This window comes from Actinomyces procaprae (assembly GCF_004798665.1).
Lineage (GTDB): Bacteria > Actinomycetota > Actinomycetes > Actinomycetales > Actinomycetaceae > Actinomyces > Actinomyces procaprae.
The window spans coordinates 3,457,983-3,473,525 of the sequence record NZ_CP039292.1 but is presented as its reverse complement, the minus strand read 5'-3'; the positions used below and the strand labels follow the sequence as shown (position 1 = coordinate 3,473,525).

Annotated in this window: 14 protein-coding genes, 1 tRNA gene and 1 other RNA gene; 14 read left to right on the top strand and 2 right to left on the bottom strand. The window is 71.7% G+C overall.

Annotation, left to right across the window (positions count from 1 at the left end):
• Positions 1-210: 210 nt before the first annotated feature.
• Genes E4J16_RS14400 through E4J16_RS14365 form a run of 9 tightly spaced genes read left to right on the top strand, consistent with a single transcriptional unit; the run spans position 211 to position 8,541 of the window.
• A complete protein-coding gene (locus E4J16_RS14400) occupies positions 211-3,297 on the top strand; it encodes a fibronectin type III domain-containing protein (protein WP_136314420.1) in 3,087 nt (1,028 codons plus the stop codon).
• Entirely contained in the window at positions 3,287-4,414 is a 1,128-nt protein-coding gene (locus E4J16_RS14395; protein WP_136314419.1) for a hypothetical protein, read from the top strand. The genes E4J16_RS14400 and E4J16_RS14395 overlap by 11 nt, the downstream gene beginning before the upstream one ends.
• Positions 4,411-4,659: a hypothetical protein gene (locus tag E4J16_RS15225; protein WP_136191974.1), complete on the top strand. Its 249-nt coding sequence runs from the start codon at positions 4,411-4,413 to the stop codon at positions 4,657-4,659. Before E4J16_RS14395 ends, E4J16_RS15225 begins: the two co-directional genes overlap by 4 nt.
• A 40-nt stretch (positions 4,660-4,699) precedes the next feature.
• Positions 4,700-5,815, top strand: a complete 1,116-nt coding sequence (locus E4J16_RS14390; protein ID WP_168709526.1) for a GH25 family lysozyme — start codon at positions 4,700-4,702, stop codon at positions 5,813-5,815.
• A 16-nt stretch (positions 5,816-5,831) separates the two neighbouring features.
• Entirely contained in the window at positions 5,832-6,104 is a 273-nt protein-coding gene (locus E4J16_RS14385) for a phage holin (protein ID WP_136314417.1), read from the top strand.
• Positions 6,105-6,110: 6 nt separating this feature from the next.
• Positions 6,111-6,635, top strand: coding sequence for a hypothetical protein (locus tag E4J16_RS14380; RefSeq protein ID WP_136314416.1), 525 nt, complete (start codon positions 6,111-6,113; stop codon positions 6,633-6,635).
• Positions 6,622-6,903 (top strand): hypothetical protein, encoded by a 282-nt coding sequence (locus E4J16_RS14375; RefSeq protein ID WP_136314415.1) that lies wholly within the window; start codon positions 6,622-6,624, stop codon positions 6,901-6,903. The genes E4J16_RS14380 and E4J16_RS14375 overlap by 14 nt, the downstream gene beginning before the upstream one ends.
• A 16-nt stretch (positions 6,904-6,919) precedes the next feature.
• Positions 6,920-7,102, top strand: a complete 183-nt coding sequence (locus tag E4J16_RS14370) for a hypothetical protein (RefSeq protein ID WP_136314414.1) — start codon at positions 6,920-6,922, stop codon at positions 7,100-7,102.
• Positions 7,099-8,541 carry a glycerophosphodiester phosphodiesterase gene (locus tag E4J16_RS14365; protein ID WP_136314413.1) on the top strand — a complete coding sequence of 481 codons (1,443 nt, stop codon included), beginning with the start codon at positions 7,099-7,101 and terminating at the stop codon, positions 8,539-8,541. Before E4J16_RS14370 ends, E4J16_RS14365 begins: the two co-directional genes overlap by 4 nt.
• Positions 8,542-8,607: 66 nt before the next feature.
• Here E4J16_RS14365 and E4J16_RS16020 read toward each other — a convergent pair whose 3' ends face one another.
• Entirely contained in the window at positions 8,608-8,730 is a 123-nt protein-coding gene (locus E4J16_RS16020; protein ID WP_275669557.1) for a hypothetical protein, read from the bottom strand.
• Between the two features lie 160 nt (positions 8,731-8,890).
• A tRNA-Ser gene (locus tag E4J16_RS14360) sits at positions 8,891-8,978 on the bottom strand.
• A gap of 311 nt (positions 8,979-9,289) precedes the next feature.
• Between E4J16_RS14360 and E4J16_RS14355 the strand changes: the two genes are divergently transcribed.
• From E4J16_RS14355 to E4J16_RS14335, 5 genes are all read left to right on the top strand, one after another.
• Positions 9,290-10,345: an IS30 family transposase gene (locus E4J16_RS14355; RefSeq protein WP_204519869.1), complete on the top strand. Its 1,056-nt coding sequence runs from the start codon at positions 9,290-9,292 to the stop codon at positions 10,343-10,345.
• Positions 10,346-10,390: 45 nt separating this feature from the next.
• Positions 10,391-10,485: signal recognition particle sRNA small type (ffs, locus tag E4J16_RS14350), an RNA gene on the top strand.
• Positions 10,486-10,623: 138 nt separating this feature from the next.
• On the top strand, positions 10,624-13,515 hold the full coding sequence (locus E4J16_RS14345; RefSeq protein WP_136314412.1) for a DNA polymerase III subunit gamma and tau: 2,892 nt from the start codon (positions 10,624-10,626) through the stop codon (positions 13,513-13,515).
• A gap of 2 nt (positions 13,516-13,517) precedes the next feature.
• A complete protein-coding gene (recR, locus tag E4J16_RS14340; protein ID WP_136191966.1) occupies positions 13,518-14,132 on the top strand; it encodes a recombination mediator RecR in 615 nt (204 codons plus the stop codon).
• Positions 14,133-14,223: 91 nt separating this feature from the next.
• Positions 14,224-14,787 carry a hypothetical protein gene (locus E4J16_RS14335; RefSeq protein WP_136314411.1) on the top strand — a complete coding sequence of 188 codons (564 nt, stop codon included), beginning with the start codon at positions 14,224-14,226 and terminating at the stop codon, positions 14,785-14,787.
• The last annotated feature ends 756 nt before the right edge of the window (positions 14,788-15,543 follow it).

The following is a 15,543-nucleotide window of genomic DNA, read 5'->3' as shown; positions in this document are numbered from 1 at the left end:
CATTCGTACTCGTCGGTGCTGCACCGGTCGGGTGCGATCACGGGCGACGTGTCCGTATCCTTCTCGTCCGGGTATGGGGCGACGGTAACTAAGGAAGTCGCCCGGCAGACGATTACGGTTGCTACCGCCTACGGGTCCACCGTGACCCGCAGTTTCTCGGCGTCGCTGGGGCCGATTTGGAATGGGGGCAGCCCGAAGGTTACGCGGTCGGTGACGGTCGCTGCCCGGCAGTATGAGGTGCCGTACACGCCTACGGGCGTGTCCGCGACGACGACGGACGGCAAGACAATCCGCGTCTCGTGGTCGCAGCGGCGAGACGCGTCTCACCCCGTGTCCGCGTCGGGGATTGAATACTACAACAACCAGACCAAATCCTGGGTGCGGGTCGGCACTGTGCAGGGGACGGGGACGGCCTGGTCTGACACGTCCCTGCCAGCGGGGCGCGCCACCTATTACCGGGTGTGGGCGTGGAATGGGAGGGAGTCCGGGCGGGCGCAGTCGGCGACGGTGTGGACTACCCCCACTCCCGCCACCGGCCTTACGGCTATCAAGAATTCGGCGGGCGATATTGTCATCTCCTGGTCGAAGACTGTCTTGCATAATGAGGGCAGTTATGACGTCTACGACAACGGCGTGCTCGTCGGGTCTGTCGGGAATAACGTCACGTCGTTTGTGCACCGTGCCCCGGATCCGGCGGCTGCCCACACCTACACGGTGGTCACCAAGACCCCCAACGGGCTGCGGTCGGCACCGTCGTCGCCGTCGCCTGCGGTGCAGGTGCTGGGGGCTCCGTCTGCGCCGACGGTGCTGGGCCCGACCGGGACTGTGGCGCCGGGGCGCGTGGTGCTGTCCTGGCGGCACATCCCTACGGATTCGACGGCGCAGACCGCCGCCCGCGTGGAGCTGCGGCGGGTGGTGTCCCCGCTGGTCACCGAGCTGGTGCAGACCATCGATGTCACGGGGGCTGCGCAGACTGCTGCGGTCACGCTGCCGGTGGGCCAGTACATGTGGACTGTGCGCACCAAGGGTTTGTATGACGGTGGTGCGGGTGGTGATTCTGCCGCGTGGTCCCCGGCTGGTGGGGGCCTGGGGCAGGCGGCCGCGCAGTTCCGGGCGGCGACGCCGCCCGTGGTGGGGATCACGGCCCCGGGGCCTGTGGTGGGTGCTGCGACCACGGATGTGGCGTGGTCCTACGCTCAGAGCGAGGGGCACGCCCAGGTGTCGGCTGTGGTGGAGCTCGTGGAGCTGGTGGACGGTGTGCCGTCCGGGCCGGTGGAGACGGTGAGCGTGTCCGGGGCCGGGACTCGGGTATCTATGGCGTCGCGGCTGCCGCACGGCAGTACGTGGCAGGTGTCGGTGACTGTGGTGTCGGCGGTCCGGCAGTCGGCTACCGCCGTGTCGGTGGTGTCGGTGGTGTACCCCTCGCCGCCGGTGCCGCTCGTGGATGCCGTGTGGGACGAGACCACTGGGGCGGTGCAGCTGGCGCTGGCGAATCCTGCGCCGCTGCCGGCGTCGGCTCGTGTGGTGGGCCTGGTGCCGGACCCGTACATGGCGCGCCCGACGGCGTGGGCCACGACTGGCGGTGCGCTGGCGGCGGCTGACGGCACGGCTGACGGGTGGGCGCAGGCGGCGCCTGTGGTGCCCGGGTGGGGGTGCCGTGTCGCCGTGGCGGACCCTGTGCCGGTGTCGGCGGGCGAGCATCTGGCGTGGGGCATGGACGTGGCTGCCGGGGGCGTGGATGCCGGGCTGGAGGTCGCCTACCGGTGGACCGCCGACTGGTGGGTCAACGCCGAGGTCGCCAAGACCTCGGGCAGTATCTCGACGTCGACGTCGGCGGTGTCCGGCAACGCGGGCCGTATCGGCACCAGCACGCGGGACCTGCCTGGCGGCCGCACGTACCGGCTGGCGCTGCTGGTGTCTGCCGAGGCGGACTGCTACGTGGACATGGGCTGCTACTACCTGACGACGGCGGGCACCTACACGCGGTCCCTGTGGCCGTCGGGTAGCCGCAAGCAGCTGTCGGCGGGCACCAGCCGTGCCACCATCTGGGTGGACCTCCCCATCAATTTCCGCGATGGCGAGGGGAAGATCCAGTTCATCTGCTACTTGCGCGCCGGGGGCAGCCCGCTGACCGTGCATGATGCGGTGGTGCTGGACGTCACCGGCCAGGACGCCGCACCGGCGGAGCAGGCGGCGCCCGCCCTGACTGTGGCGGTGGCCGCCGACGGCGCCACGGCTGTCCTGGACGGCGCAGCCGTGGTGGCGGCCGCCGGCGGGGACACCGTGGTGGTAGACGGTGCCGTCGTATCCGGAGACGGGGCAACCGCCGTCGTGGACACCACCGCGCCGGTGCCGGCGGCGCCCGCCTCGGTGCCGGCGGCCGAGGAGCCCACCAGTGGGGCCGTGGTGTCGGTGGAGGTGGAGTGGCTCGCCGCCGACGGCAGCGTGCTGGCTGTGACCAGCGAGCCCGCCCCCACGGGCACCGGCCTGGCTGGTGGCGGTGACCGGGCGGTCCTGGCAGCCTCGGTCCCCGAGGGGGCCGTGGCCGCGCGCCCCGCCGTGGTGTGCACGGGCGGCACCCTGTGGGTGCGCCACCCGGCCCTGACCACGGACGCCAGCCAGGAGGGCCTGGTGGCGGAGTGGTGGGACCCTGCAGGCCCATACGCCATGCTCGGGGGCCAGTCCTACGCGGTCTCCGCCGACGGCAGCGTGCTCACCCCCAACTCTCCGCCGGCCACCCGCAACCGGGTGGCCCGGTCCGTGGACGGCGGCGAGTCCTGGGAGCCGCTGGACGCCGAGGTGCCGCTCGACTACGCCACCGCTGACCCGCTCGCCCTGTCCAGTGGTGAGACGGTGTACCGGGTGGAGGCGGTCACCGATGACGGGGCGTCGGCGTCGGCGCTGGTCGCCGTGCAGGCCGACTCCCAGGCCATGTGGATCGGCGGCGGCCCCGCGTACGCCACCACCGCACCCCTGTACGGCAACCCGGCGCACTCCCTGGCGGTGGACCTGGCGGAGCGGGAGACCGTGTACCTCGCGGGCCGCCGCCTGCCGGTGGAGGTGGCCGGCATCCAGGAGGCCCGCTCCCTGACCGTGTCCGCCACCCTGGACGACGACGACATGCCGATCCGGGACGCCCTGGCCGCGCTCGCGGTGCTGCCGGGCCCGGTGGTGTACCGGGACCCGCTGGGCCGCCGGATGTGGTGCTCCATGTCGGGGCTGTCGCTGCCGCGCGACTACCGGGGCGGCATCTGGGATATCGACCTGGACCTCACGGAGGTGGATCGTGACGACTGACCTGCCCGCATGGGTGACGGCCAGCCCTGACGGCCTGGACGGGGACACGGTCGCCCGGGTGCTGACCGGGCACCGGCAGTCCTGGTGGGAGGTCGTCCTGGCTGACCGGCACGGCCGGGAGGTGCGGCCGGTGGACGGCGTGACCGGCGGGCAGGTGGACCTGTCGGCGTCGACGACGCTGCGGGCCTCCGGCACGCTCACGCTCACGGACCGCGCCCAGGGCATCGACTGGCTGTCCGACCGCGTGCACGTCTACGAGCATGTGCGCGACCGGCACGGCAGGGTCGTGTCGTGGCCGCTGGGCGAGTACCTGCTGTCCGCACCCACCAGGTCGTACACGGGCGCGGGTTCGTCGTGGGATGTGGAGCTGTCCTCGCCGCTGCTGGTGCTGTCGGAGGACGCCCTGCCTGAGACGCTGACCGTCCCGGCGGGCACGGTGGTGACGGACTGGGTGTCTGCCCAGGTGTCGGCGGCGGGGGAGCGGCCCGCTATCGAGCGCTCGACCGCCGCCCTCACCTCCGCCCTCACCTCCGCCCTCACCTTCGAGGCAGGCACCACCCTCCTCACCGCCCTGAACGAGGTGCTCGCGGCGGCGAACTACTGGGCGCTCAGCCCGGCCCCGGACGGCGCCCTCGCGTCGAGCCCGTACCGGCTCCCAGGCGACCGGCCGCTCGCCTGGGAGCTGGCCGAGGGCGACCGGGCCGTCCACTCCGCCACCTGGACCCGCGACCTCGACGTCGCGGGCACACCCAACCGGGTCGTGTGCGTCGCCCAGGGCGGTGGCGAGGACGAGCCGGAGATGACCGCCACCGCCACCAACACCAGCCCAGACAGCCCCTACAGCCACCAGGCGCGCGGCCGGTGGATCACGCACGTGGAGACCGGCGTGGAGGCCACCAGCCAGACCGCACTGAACTCCATCGCCGCCCGCCGCCTCGCCGAGCTCACGGCCACCACCGGCCGCATCAAGGCATCCTGCCTGCCACTGCCCATCTGGCCGCGTGAGCGCGTCACCTGGGACACCGCCGGCCACCGCACCAGCGCCACCATCGCCTCGGTGTCCGTCCCCATGGAGCCGACCGCGCTCGCGACCATAGAGCTGGAGGAGATCCCATGATGGCCACCACCCTGGATGCGCTCGTGGCGGCGCTCGCGGATCTGCGGCGGCGTGTGGATAGGGCGCCGTCGTACCGGTGGGGGACTGTCACCAGTGCGAGCCCGCTGCGTGTGCGGCTGGATGGGGATAGTGCGCCGCTGGGCGCGTCCCCGGTGTCGCTGGTGGCGGCCCCTGCCGTGGGTGCGCGGGTGCTGGTGCTGCTGCACGGCCGCCGCGCCGTCGTCCTCGGTACCCCCGCCACCTGACCCCAACACCCGGCCAACAACTCAACAGAGGAGAGAGCATATGGCACTGACAGGAATGGACATCGCCTCCTACCAGGCATCCCTTGACGTCCGCAGCGTCGCAGGTGATTTCGTGATCATCAAGGCGACCGAGGGGACGCGATACGTCAATCCGTACTGCGACCGGCACTACCAGCAGGCCAAGGCCGCCAACAAATTGCGGGGCGTCTACCATTTCGCCCGCAACCGCACCAACAGCGCGGCCGCCGAGGCGCGGCACTTCGTCGGCAACATTCGGGGCTACATCCGCGATGCGGTGCTGGTGCTGGACTGGGAGGACGGCTCCGGCGTCTCCGACGTCGCCTGGGCCAAGACCTGGCTGGACACGGTCACGCAGCTGACAGGCGTGCGGCCCCTGATCTACATGTCCGCCGCTCCGGCCTCGCAGTACGCCTGGGAGACCGTCTCCCGGGACTACGGCCTGTGGATCGCCGGATACCCCACCTCCAAGGCACGTGGCCTGGAGGCCCCCGACTGCCCGTACCGGCCGGGCCACGGCTGGAACCTGGTCATGTGGCAGTACACATCCTCCGGGCGTGTCAGCGGCTACGGCGGCAATCTGGACCTCAACGTCTTCTACGGCGACCGGCAGGCCTGGGCGCGCTATGCGGGCTCGACGTCGAAGGTATCTACCGCCACCACCACGTCGACGTCGACGTCGACGTCGACGTCGGCGGTGGTGGACCGGGCGCTGGACGCCCGCACCGGGACGGATGGTGCCCGGCAGCTCGCCATCACCGGCGTGCTGGGCTCCCCGACCCTGCGCCGCCTGCAGGAGGTCATGGGCACGCAGATTGGCGGGCCGGCCGCCCCGGCGTACGCCGCCCTACAGAAGTTCCTCGACGGCGCCATGTCGTCGGGGGCCAAGCGGACACTGACCGGATCCACCACGCTCGCGAGTGATGGTGTCATGGGGTGGCGGTCCTGGAAGTGCTTCCAGTACTGGGCGGCGCACCAGTCCCCGCAGTGGATGAGGCAGTCCGGAGGCCCTGCCGACCTCAACGGCGGCAACTTCGGCCGGTGGGTGACCGGCCGGGGTGACGCCCAGACGGTCCGGATGCTCCAGCACGTCTTGAACTCCAGCTACAAGGGCAGCGGCAAGCTGCTCTCCAAGTGACCAGGGGGAAGTACCAATGGGTAGGCATGTAGCGCTCACCACGGACCGGACGATCGTCTCCTGGCTGACGCCCGAGCGCAGGCGCGCCCTCTACGGGGCCGCCGCCGCCATCCTCGCGGCGCTCGCGGCCCTCGGTGTGATCACCGGCGAGCAGGCCAGCGCGTGGGGGCAGGTCGCCGAGCAGGTCCTCGCCGTCGTCGCGCTCGTCGTGGCCGCCGTCCACACCGGCGGCGTCTACGAGGCGCCCATCGTGGGCCAGCCGCTCGACAACGCCGGCGAGGAGGGGTGAGGCCCCATGTGGTCGCCCCTGACACCGCGCACCATCTGGGGGTCCCTCACCCCGCCGCGACTGATCTCCCTGCTCGCGGCCGTCACCTACCTGTGCCTCGGTGCGGCTGGTGTCGCCGTCGTCGCCCGCCCCGGCCCCGTGCCGCTCGACCTCGGCCTGGGGGCCGCGTGCATGGTCGTGGGTGCGCTGGTGGCCGTGCCGTCCGCCTGGCGCGGGTGGTGGGGCGTGGAGGCGCCGGCGGCGATGCTGGTCATCCTGGGCCTGGGGGCGGCCACCACGCTGGGCCTGTCCCGGTCGCTGCTGGCCGAGCGGTGGCCGGGCTGGCACCTGTGGGTGGCCGTGGCGGTGGCGCTGCTCGTGGTGCAGCGTGTGCTGCGGATCTGGGGGTGCTGGTGGGAGCCGGGCCGGGAGCCTCACACGAGGCTGAGGCAGGAGGAGACGCGGCTGATGGCCGCCCGCGCCTTGAGCGCGGACATCCTCGCCGTCTACGAGCAGCCGCCAGGGCAGGAGGTGCCAGATGATCCGACCTGACCTGATCGTGTCCGTGATCGTCGCCGCCCTGGGGTCCCCGCTGGTGCTGTCGATCATCCGTGCCGCCCACCGGTCGTGGATGCAGCGGCGGGACATCGAGACCGAGGTGCAGCGGTGGCACAGGCAGGCGGCCGCGTGGGAGACGACGTGCTGGGCTACCAGGTCGCTGGCGGTGCAGGCTGGCGTGCCGGTGGAGCGGCTGCCCCGTGGCCCGGGCGAGGATCCCGGGTCTACGTGGCGCGCCGCCGACCAGGAAGAAGACGACTAGAAGGTAGGGGATTCCTATGGCTGCGACTGTGTACACCAAGAGCGGGGCGGACGCTGCGATCGCGGCTGCCGTGCAGGCGGCGCAGGCGACCGCCCCGCAGCAGGGCGGTGACACCGTGCGCGTGCTGGTGCTGGCCGCCGGCGCGTCCGTACCGGCGGGCACCCCGGCCGGCACGCTCGTGGTGCGGGTGATCGCATGACCACCACCGTGGTGGGGACCGCCGCGACGACAGCGGCCGGGTCCGTGCTGAGCGTGGAGGGCGCGCAGGCCGGTGACGCCGCCGTCCTCGTCGTCGGCGCCCAGTACGGCCACTCCGGGGACATGACACCCGCCGGGTGGCAGGGGGCCTACACGGCGAAGATCGGGGAGAGTGGCCGCTCGGGCACTATCGCCACCCGCCCCGTCACCGCCCCCGGGGACACGCTCAGCGTCCCGGTGGGGACCCCGGTCGGCGGAGGGCGGATCTCCGCCGTCCTGGTCGTGCTGCGTGGCCTGCTGTCCGCACCGTCGCCGGTGGCGTGGCAGGATACCGCCCCCGTGCTGCCCGCCGCCGGGGCCGCACTGGTGGTCACCCAGCAGCACCAGGTCGCCACCGGCAAGATCGTCGGCCACACCCCCACGGGCCGGGTGGTGGTGTCCGCCGAGGACTCCGGCCACACCACGGCCGCGTCCTGGACGGCGGTCACGGCCGCGATCATCGACGACTGCCAGGGCGAGGAGCTGGTACCCACCCTGACCGGGGAGACCGCACTGAAGGCATGGTCGGTGCTGCCGCTCACCATCGACCCGGCCTACGCGCCCGACCCCGACCCGGAGCCGGTGGACCGGACCCTCGAGGTCGACGGGCAGCCGGTAGAGATCGTCGGCTACCAGACCTCCCGTGGCCTGGCCCCCGCCCGCCTCATGCCGCACGGCGCCACCACCGTCACCGGCCTGCTGGGCATGAGCACGCCGTGGCTGGTGGCACACCGTGGCGGGTCCACGTCCTGGCCCGAGCACACCGAGCGCGCCTACACCGAGGCCGTCTGGGCAGGCGCCCACATGCTCGAGTTCTCGGCGGCCCGCACGTCCGATGGCGTGTGGCTCGGCTGCCACGACCGCACCCTGGCACGCCTGGGCGGCCCGGACACGCCCGTCTCCGAGATGACGTGGGCGCAGGTCGAGCAGGCCATGAGCGGGACCGACTACATGCCCGCCCGCCTCGACTGGCTCATCGAGCACTACGGCGACAGCCACGTGCTTCTCTTCGACCCCAAGTACGCGATCACCACCCACCAGCGCGAGTACCTGGACATGCTCACCCCCTACCGGGACCGCACAATCCTCAAGTACTCCGGCGACGGCCTGGTCGCATACTCAGTGTGGAAGGCGCGCGGCTTCCGCACGTGGGCGTACGGGTACCAGACCTGGCGCACCGGCAACACCAGCGCCTGGTCCAACCTGCTCACCGACCCCAACAAGGACATCCTCAGCCTGGACGGGCCGTACAGCACCGCCGCCTGGGAGGAGGCGCTCGCGGTGGGGAAGCCGCTGACCGCGCATATCCTGACCGGCCGCGCCGAGTTCTCGGCTGCTGTGGAGGGTGGCGCGGTGGGGGCGATGGTGTCCGGCGTCGGCGACTGGAGCCCGGACTTCTGAGCCTCATACCGCGTAAACGAGGGCCGCCCCGCACCCGGTTGGGTGTGGGGCGGCGTTTTCGTGTGCTCACTGGAGGATCTGGCGTATCCGGGTGGCGGATAGCTGCCAGGTGGCGGCCAGGTCGGCGACTGGGCGGCCGTCGTCGGCGGCGGCGCGTATGGCCTGGTCCCGGTCGCGGGTCTCGGCCATGGGTCGGCAGTGGCCGTAGTTCTGTCTCGTGGGTGCGGCGGGTCTATGTGTGCCCGTGGCGGTGGTGCTCGTCACGTAGGTGGTGGGCAGGTGTTGACAGGAGCGTTGACAGGAGGAGAAAGAAAAAACCCGGAATCGTTGTGATTCCGGGGAAAAGTGGTGGCGGAGGATGGGGGATTCGAACCCCCGAGGGCTTGCACCCAACACGCTTTCCAAGCGTGCGCCATAGGCCGCTAGGCGAATCCTCCAGGTGCTGCTCGTGGCTGTCACCACGTGTAGCGAGAAGCGAATATATCGGACCGGATGCCCCTCGCGCCAACTCAAGGCGGTGGCATCCGTCACGGTTGGCTTCGTGGGGTGGGTGTGCGGGGTGCCGGCCCGCCTAGCGGCACTTGGCAGTACAACAGTGCCTCGGATGCAACCGCAGAGGCGGTGGGGGAGGCGGACTCCCGTTGTCTATGAAGAAGTGCAACACCGTGCCTACTAGCCTGGGTTCTGTGAGGAATCCGTTGGCTTTGGAGAGGAACGGTGCTGCACCGTGTGTAGAGGATACCGGCACTTGAGCGGTGAGGAGCGTGATGTGATTCAGGCGATGCTCCCCACTCATTCGCTGCGGCAGATCGCCACCGCGCTGGGCCGCAGCCCGGCGACTATCAGTCGGGAGGTGGCCCGCAACTCCTGGCGGCCCTCCCACCTGGCCCAGGCCTACAGGCCCTACCGGCCCGCCAGGTTGAAGACCGACTGGTGGACCGGGCGGGCATATGTGGCCTCCCGCGCCGAGGCGGCTGCGCGCTCACGCCACCACGGCCGGCGTGCACGCATGAGTCATGACCCCCTGGTCGCCTATGTAACCGAGCGGCTGCGCCGGGGGTGGAGCCCGCTGGTGATCAGCGGCCGCCTGAGGCTGGACCACCCCGATGATGAGCGGATGCGGGCCTGCCCGGAGACCATCTACGCCTGGATCTACGTCACCCAGGATCGGGCCGCCGGCCTGTCCGGCTACCTGGCCAGGGCTCACCGGCGCCGCCGCCACACCGGCGGGCGCAGGACGGTTGGCTCCCCGATCCGTCTGCGCGTGGGTGTCAGCCACCGGCCCAAGACAGCGGATGAGCGCTCCCAGGCGGGTCACTGGGAGGCCGACTCTGTGATCTGCAAGCATGGGGTCATCCACACCCTGGTGGACCGGGCCACCCGGTTCATGCTCACCGCCCTGCTGCCGGACAAGACCGCCGCCGCCACTTCCGCCGCCCAGACCCGCCTGCTCGATGGCCTGCCCACCCATATGCGCAGGACGATCACCTACGACAATGGTAGTGAATTCGCTGCCCACCACACCCTGGTGGAATCCCACGGGGTACTGACCTACTTCGCCGACCCCTACAGCTCCTGGCAGCGGGGCACCAACGAGAACCGCAACGGCGTGCTTCGCCGCTACCTGCCCAAAGGCACCGACATCACCCACCTGGACCCAACGGAACTAGCCGACATAACCACCGAGATCAACAACCGCCCCCTACGGGTCCTGGGCTACCACACACCAGCCGAAGCCCACCAACAAGCCCTGACCCAACATACAATCAAAACCACCAACCCCAGGCGTTGCACTTCAACCTAGACAACGGGACTTGACCGCCGCCGGGCCTCATCGGGTACGCTCTGATCCGGCCCCTCGTGCGGCGTCATCCAGTGAATCCCCCAGGACCGGAAGGTAGCAAGGGTAAGCAGGCTCTGGCGGGTGCACGGGGGGTCCCTTGCAACCGGGCCGCGGGTGCCCGGCAAGTGGCGAGGCTCTGGCGGGTGCACGGGGCCTGTGCGCACCGCCCGCCGGGCGGTTGAGCGATTGGCAACGTCCAGGCGTCGCATCGTGTCGGTCCTCCCGTTTAGAGTCGGACCGTGACCACCGCCCTCTACCGCCGCTACCGGCCCGACACCTTCCAGGACGTCATCGGGCAGGAGCACGTGACCGCTCCGCTCATGGCGGCCCTGAGCGCCGACCGCGTCACCCACGCCTACCTCTTCTCCGGCCCGCGGGGCTGCGGCAAGACCACCTCCGCCCGCATCCTGGCCCGCTGCCTGAACTGCGAGCAGTTCCCCACCGACACCCCCTGCGGGCAGTGCCCCTCCTGCCGGGACCTTGCCACCGGCGGCCCGGGCTCGCTCGACGTCGTCGAGATCGACGCCGCCAGCCACAACGGCGTCGACGACGCCCGCGACCTGCGTGAGCGCGCCTCTTTCGCGCCCGCCCGGGACCGCTACAAGATCTTCATCCTCGACGAGGCCCACATGGTCACCCCGCAGGGCTTCAACGCCCTGCTCAAGCTGGTCGAGGAGCCGCCCGAGCACGTGAAGTTCATCTTCGCCACCACCGAGCCGGACAAGGTCATCGGCACCATTCGCTCCCGCACCCACCACTACCCCTTCCGGCTCGTCCCGCCGGACATCCTGGAGGACTACCTCGGGCGCCTGTGCCAGGCGGAGGGCATCGGTGTAGGGCCGGGCGTGTTTCCGCTGGTGGTGCGCGCGGGTGGCGGCAGTGTGCGCGACACCCTGTCGGTCATGGACCAGCTGATCGGCGGCGCCGTCGACGGCGAGGTCGACTACCAGCGCGCCGTCGCCCTGCTCGGCTACACGGACACCACCCTGCTGGACTCTTGCGTGGATGCGGTTGCCGCAGCCGACGGCGCCGGCGTGTTCCGGGTGGTGGACCGCGTGGTCACCTCCGGGCATGACCCCCGGCGCTTCGTCGAGGACCTGCTGCAGCGGCTGCGGGACCTGCTGGTGATCGCGCTCGCGGGCAGCGAGGCCGGGCCCGCACTCGGCTCCCTGCCCGCCGATGAGCTGTCCCGCATGGAGACGCAGGCGCGCACGATCGGTGCGGCCGCGCTGTCTCGGGCGGCGGACGTGACTGCCCAGGCCCTGGACCAGATGGTGGGCGCCACCTCCCCCCGGCTGCAGCTGGAGCTGCTCATGGCGCGCCTGCTCCTGCCTGCAGGTGCGTCCGCCGCCAGGCCGACGCCGCAGCCCGCCCCGCCCGCCACCGCGCCCACTGCCGCGTCCGGGCGGCCGGACGCATCTCGCGGCTCCGCCTCGGTGCCGCCGCGCGCGACCCCGACTCCTGCGCCCGCCGGCGCGGCACAGCAGCACGCGGCCCCGGCGTCGGCCCCGGGCGCCGCCCCGCCGCAGCAGGCCGCGCCCGCCGGGCAGCCGCCGCACCCGGCATCCACCGAAGCGCCGAGTCGGTCGCAGCCCGCCGCATCGGGTGGGGCGCCGTCCCACCCGTCCGGCCCGGCCGCCGCGGGGCAGGCGGGTCCGGCCGCATCCGCGGGCGCCGCCGACGCCGAGATGATCCGGGCCCGCTGGGAGGAGGTGCTGGACGCCGCCAAGCGCTCGCGGCGGGCCACCTGGGCGCTGGTGGGTCCCAACTCCCAGCCCGGCGGGATCAGTGGCGGTGTCTTCCAGGTCATCTTCACCGCGCAAGGCCTGGTCAACGCCTTTGAGAACGGCGGACACGGTCCGGTGCTCGCCCAGGCGATCCACCAGGCGCTGGGGCTGAACCTGGAAGTCCACGCGGTGCTCGTCGGCCCGGGCGGCGGGCCTGGCGGCCCACGCGGAGGCTCCGGCGGTCCGGGTGGTGCTCGCCCGGGCAGGCCCGACGTCGGCGGCTTCGGTGCGCGTCCCGGCCCAGCCGCGAATCCCCACGGTGCGGACACGGCAAGGTACGCCTCGGCCGGAGACCGCGGCACCGGCGCGGGGCCGGGCCCCGACGGCGGCATGCGCGCCCCCGGGGGCGCGCAGAACAGCGGCGGCGCCGCGGGCGGGTCTGCGCCGACGCCGACAGCTCCGGCTCCTTCCGGTGACGACGGCTGGGGGGAGGTCGCCGTCCCCGGGGCCCGCCACGCCGCCCGGGAGCAGGCCGTGGCCGCAGCAAATGCTTCGATCCCCCCACCGGTGGACTTCGCCGGCCCCGACGCCTCCGTCCCCCCGACCTCCCCCGAGCAGGCCCGGTCGGCCGGTTCTGCCACCGACCAGGGGCAGGAGAGCCCACAGGTGCGGCCGCCGTCGACGCCCGCGGAGGCCGCCCCGGTCGCAGTCGGCGGCGCGATCCCGGCCGGTTCGACACCCCCGGCGCCAGCCGATCCCGTTCCGGTTGAGGCGGACGAGTCTGCTCCCGACGCCGACGCCGACGCATCCGGCGCGGACCCCGCGCCTGAGCCCGCAGCCGGACCCGGCGATACCCCCGACGCCGAGGCCACCCCGCTGGCAACTGTCCACCGGTTGCGCCCGCTGCCGGAGATACCCGAGCCGTCGCGCACGCCGGCTGCTGCGGAATCGCCCGACGCCGTCGAGCCCGCCCGGAGTCCGGAGGGGACCGCTGGTGCGCCGTCGGGCTCCGCCGATCCGGCACCCGCCGTCGGCCCGGAGCCCGCCCGGACGCACGGCCTGGCTCCGGTGGCCTGGGATGCCCCGGAATCGACCTTCTCCGACGGCGTGCCGGTGCCTGAGGAGCCCGGTGACCCCGAGGGTCCCGCCGATGATGGTCCGCGTACCGGGTCCGCGCGGCTGGCCGCCGCACAGGCGGCCGCCAGGGCCGCAGCCAGGGGTGCCCGCCACCATCACGGCGATGGTGACGCATCGGCGCCCGCGCGTCCTGCCCTCGAGGACGACCTGCCCAGCGAGGACGATGAGGACGCCGAGGAGGCCGGCGTCGTCGGCCTTGAGGTCGTTAAGCGTCTCCTCGGCGCCACTGTTTTGGAGGAAGTCACCGTGACCCAGGAAGGACACTGACCTTGCCCGCAGCCTACGAAGGCGCACTTCAGGACCTCGTCGACCAGTTCGGCGAACTGCCCGGCATTGGCCCCAAGTCCGCCCAGCGGCTCGCCTTCCACATCCTGTCCGCGGACGCCGGCAGCGTGGAGCGGCTGGTGGAGGCGCTGCGGGCCGTGAAGTCCCGCGTGCGGTTCTGTCAGACCTGCGGGAACGTGGCCGAATCCGAGCAGTGCACCGTCTGCCGCGACCCGAGGCGCGACCGGCGGGTCATCTGCGTGGTGGAGGAGCCCAAGGACGTCGTCGCCATTGAGCGCACCCGCGAGTACCGGGGTCTGTACCACGTGCTGGGCGGTGCCATCGACCCGATCAACGGGGTCGGCCCGGACGACCTGCGCATCCGCGAGCTGTTCGCCCGGGTGGGGGACGGCGCGGTGGAGGAGGTCATCATCGCCACCGACCCCGACGTGGTCGGCGAGGCGACCGCCGCTTATCTCACGCGCATGCTGCGCACCATGGCGGTTCCCGTCTCGCGACTCGCCTCCGGCCTGCCGGTGGGCAGCGACCTGGAGTACGCGGATGAGGTCACCCTCGGGCGCGCCTTTGAGGGGCGCCGCCGGGTTGACGAGGAGAGCTGAGCGACGGCGGGCCCGAGCCGAGGCGCGGATTCGGCCGCAGCTCCTCCCGGTCAGCGCCCACCCCAATCGTCAATTGCCGGGTACCCTGAACGTGAACGACGTCGACTCAAAGTCGAAGGGCCCCTGGGCGCGGGAGGGGATAGTCATGCATGTTGTTGGAAGACGTACCGGCCTCCGGGCGGTACTGCTTGCCGGTGCCGCCGCCATCGGGATTCCGGTTCTGACGGGGTGCTCGACTTCGACGTCGTCGGGCGGCTCGGGGACGGCCACAGCGGGTCCGCAGGGGTCCGGCGGTGCTGCTCCCGGGGATTCCGTCGCGACGCCGGCGCCCTCCAGCGATGCGATCGCTGAGGGGGAGCTGCTCACACCCCGCGACGACCTGGTTTCGCCGTCGCGAATCCAGTGGGACTCGTGGAGTCTGATCGACCCGACGACGGTGGAGGTGAGCTTTGTCGGCGGCTCGCCCACATGCGAGGGCGTATCCGTGGAGCTGCGGGAGACCCCGCAAGACGTCACCATTAATCTCAGCGCCGGGGTGCTGCCGGAGATGGCGGACGGCGATTGCCCGGCGATCGCGGTGCTGTCGGCCGTGCGAGTCACGCTGGCCGAGGAGCTCGGTGAGCGAGAGGTGCGCCAGGACGACATCTTGGAGTGAACCGCCGGTTCCCCGCGCCGAGGCCGGATGACGGCGCGCGGGCGCTAGGCGTCTCGCCGACAGAGGGCGAGGGTGTAGGCCATGACCTTGACGACCTGTACGACCCACGTCCGCTGGGCAAGGGGGGCGACAATGAGAGCTGAGAGCGGGGCGTTCTGTGGTCAGTAGTGTCAGAAATGATGACGAACGTGGGACCTGCAGCGCGGATTGGTTCCAGCAGCCGCATGATTCCAGCGTTTTGTGAGTAGTGGGCGGGAGTTTCGGGTTCGTTTGTCACCGTCTGTGACACTGTGGGCGCGGCGGAACGGCATGGACGGACTGGGTGCGATTCCACTCGACGGCGCGCTCTGCGGGAAGTGTTTTCATCTCGGTCGTGGTGGTCGGCTCCTGCTGGGGTTGTGTGCAGTGAGGTGGGGGTGTCTGTGGATGGGTGGTGCAGGCAGTGGGGTAGAGGTGCCGATTAATTGGCTCTTCCGGTTTGAGGGTGTGGTGCTTCCGGCGTGGTGGCTTCGGTCCGGGATGCGGTGTTCGCGGTGGTCGTAGTTGGGGTGGTGAGGTCGGTGTCGGGCCGGTGGGGTCGTACTCGGCGTACGAGGACGTTTTCGGGCCGGCGAGGACGTCGTCGGCGTTGTCCGACGGGCAGGGGCGCGTTGGCGGTGGCTAGCCGTCGTCCTCGGACAGTCCCCCGCCAGGCGATCTCCGGGTTGGCTCTTGGTGCTGGTGGGTGTGGTGGTCGGCGTCTTGCGGGGTGAGGGA

Coding starts and splice junctions, on each gene's coding strand:
- E4J16_RS15225 (WP_136191974.1), top strand. CDS start 4,411: ATGATGGCCACCACCCTGGATGCGCTCGTGGCGGCGCTCGCGGATCTG.
- E4J16_RS14390 (WP_168709526.1), top strand. CDS start 4,700: ATGGCACTGACAGGAATGGACATCGCCTCCTACCAGGCATCCCTTGAC.
- E4J16_RS14385 (WP_136314417.1), top strand. CDS start 5,832: ATGGGTAGGCATGTAGCGCTCACCACGGACCGGACGATCGTCTCCTGG.
- E4J16_RS14380 (WP_136314416.1), top strand. CDS start 6,111: ATGTGGTCGCCCCTGACACCGCGCACCATCTGGGGGTCCCTCACCCCG.
- E4J16_RS14375 (WP_136314415.1), top strand. CDS start 6,622: ATGATCCGACCTGACCTGATCGTGTCCGTGATCGTCGCCGCCCTGGGG.
- E4J16_RS14370 (WP_136314414.1), top strand. CDS start 6,920: ATGGCTGCGACTGTGTACACCAAGAGCGGGGCGGACGCTGCGATCGCG.
- E4J16_RS14365 (WP_136314413.1), top strand. CDS start 7,099: ATGACCACCACCGTGGTGGGGACCGCCGCGACGACAGCGGCCGGGTCC.
- E4J16_RS16020 (WP_275669557.1), bottom strand. CDS start 8,730: ATGGCCGAGACCCGCGACCGGGACCAGGCCATACGCGCCGCCGCCGAC.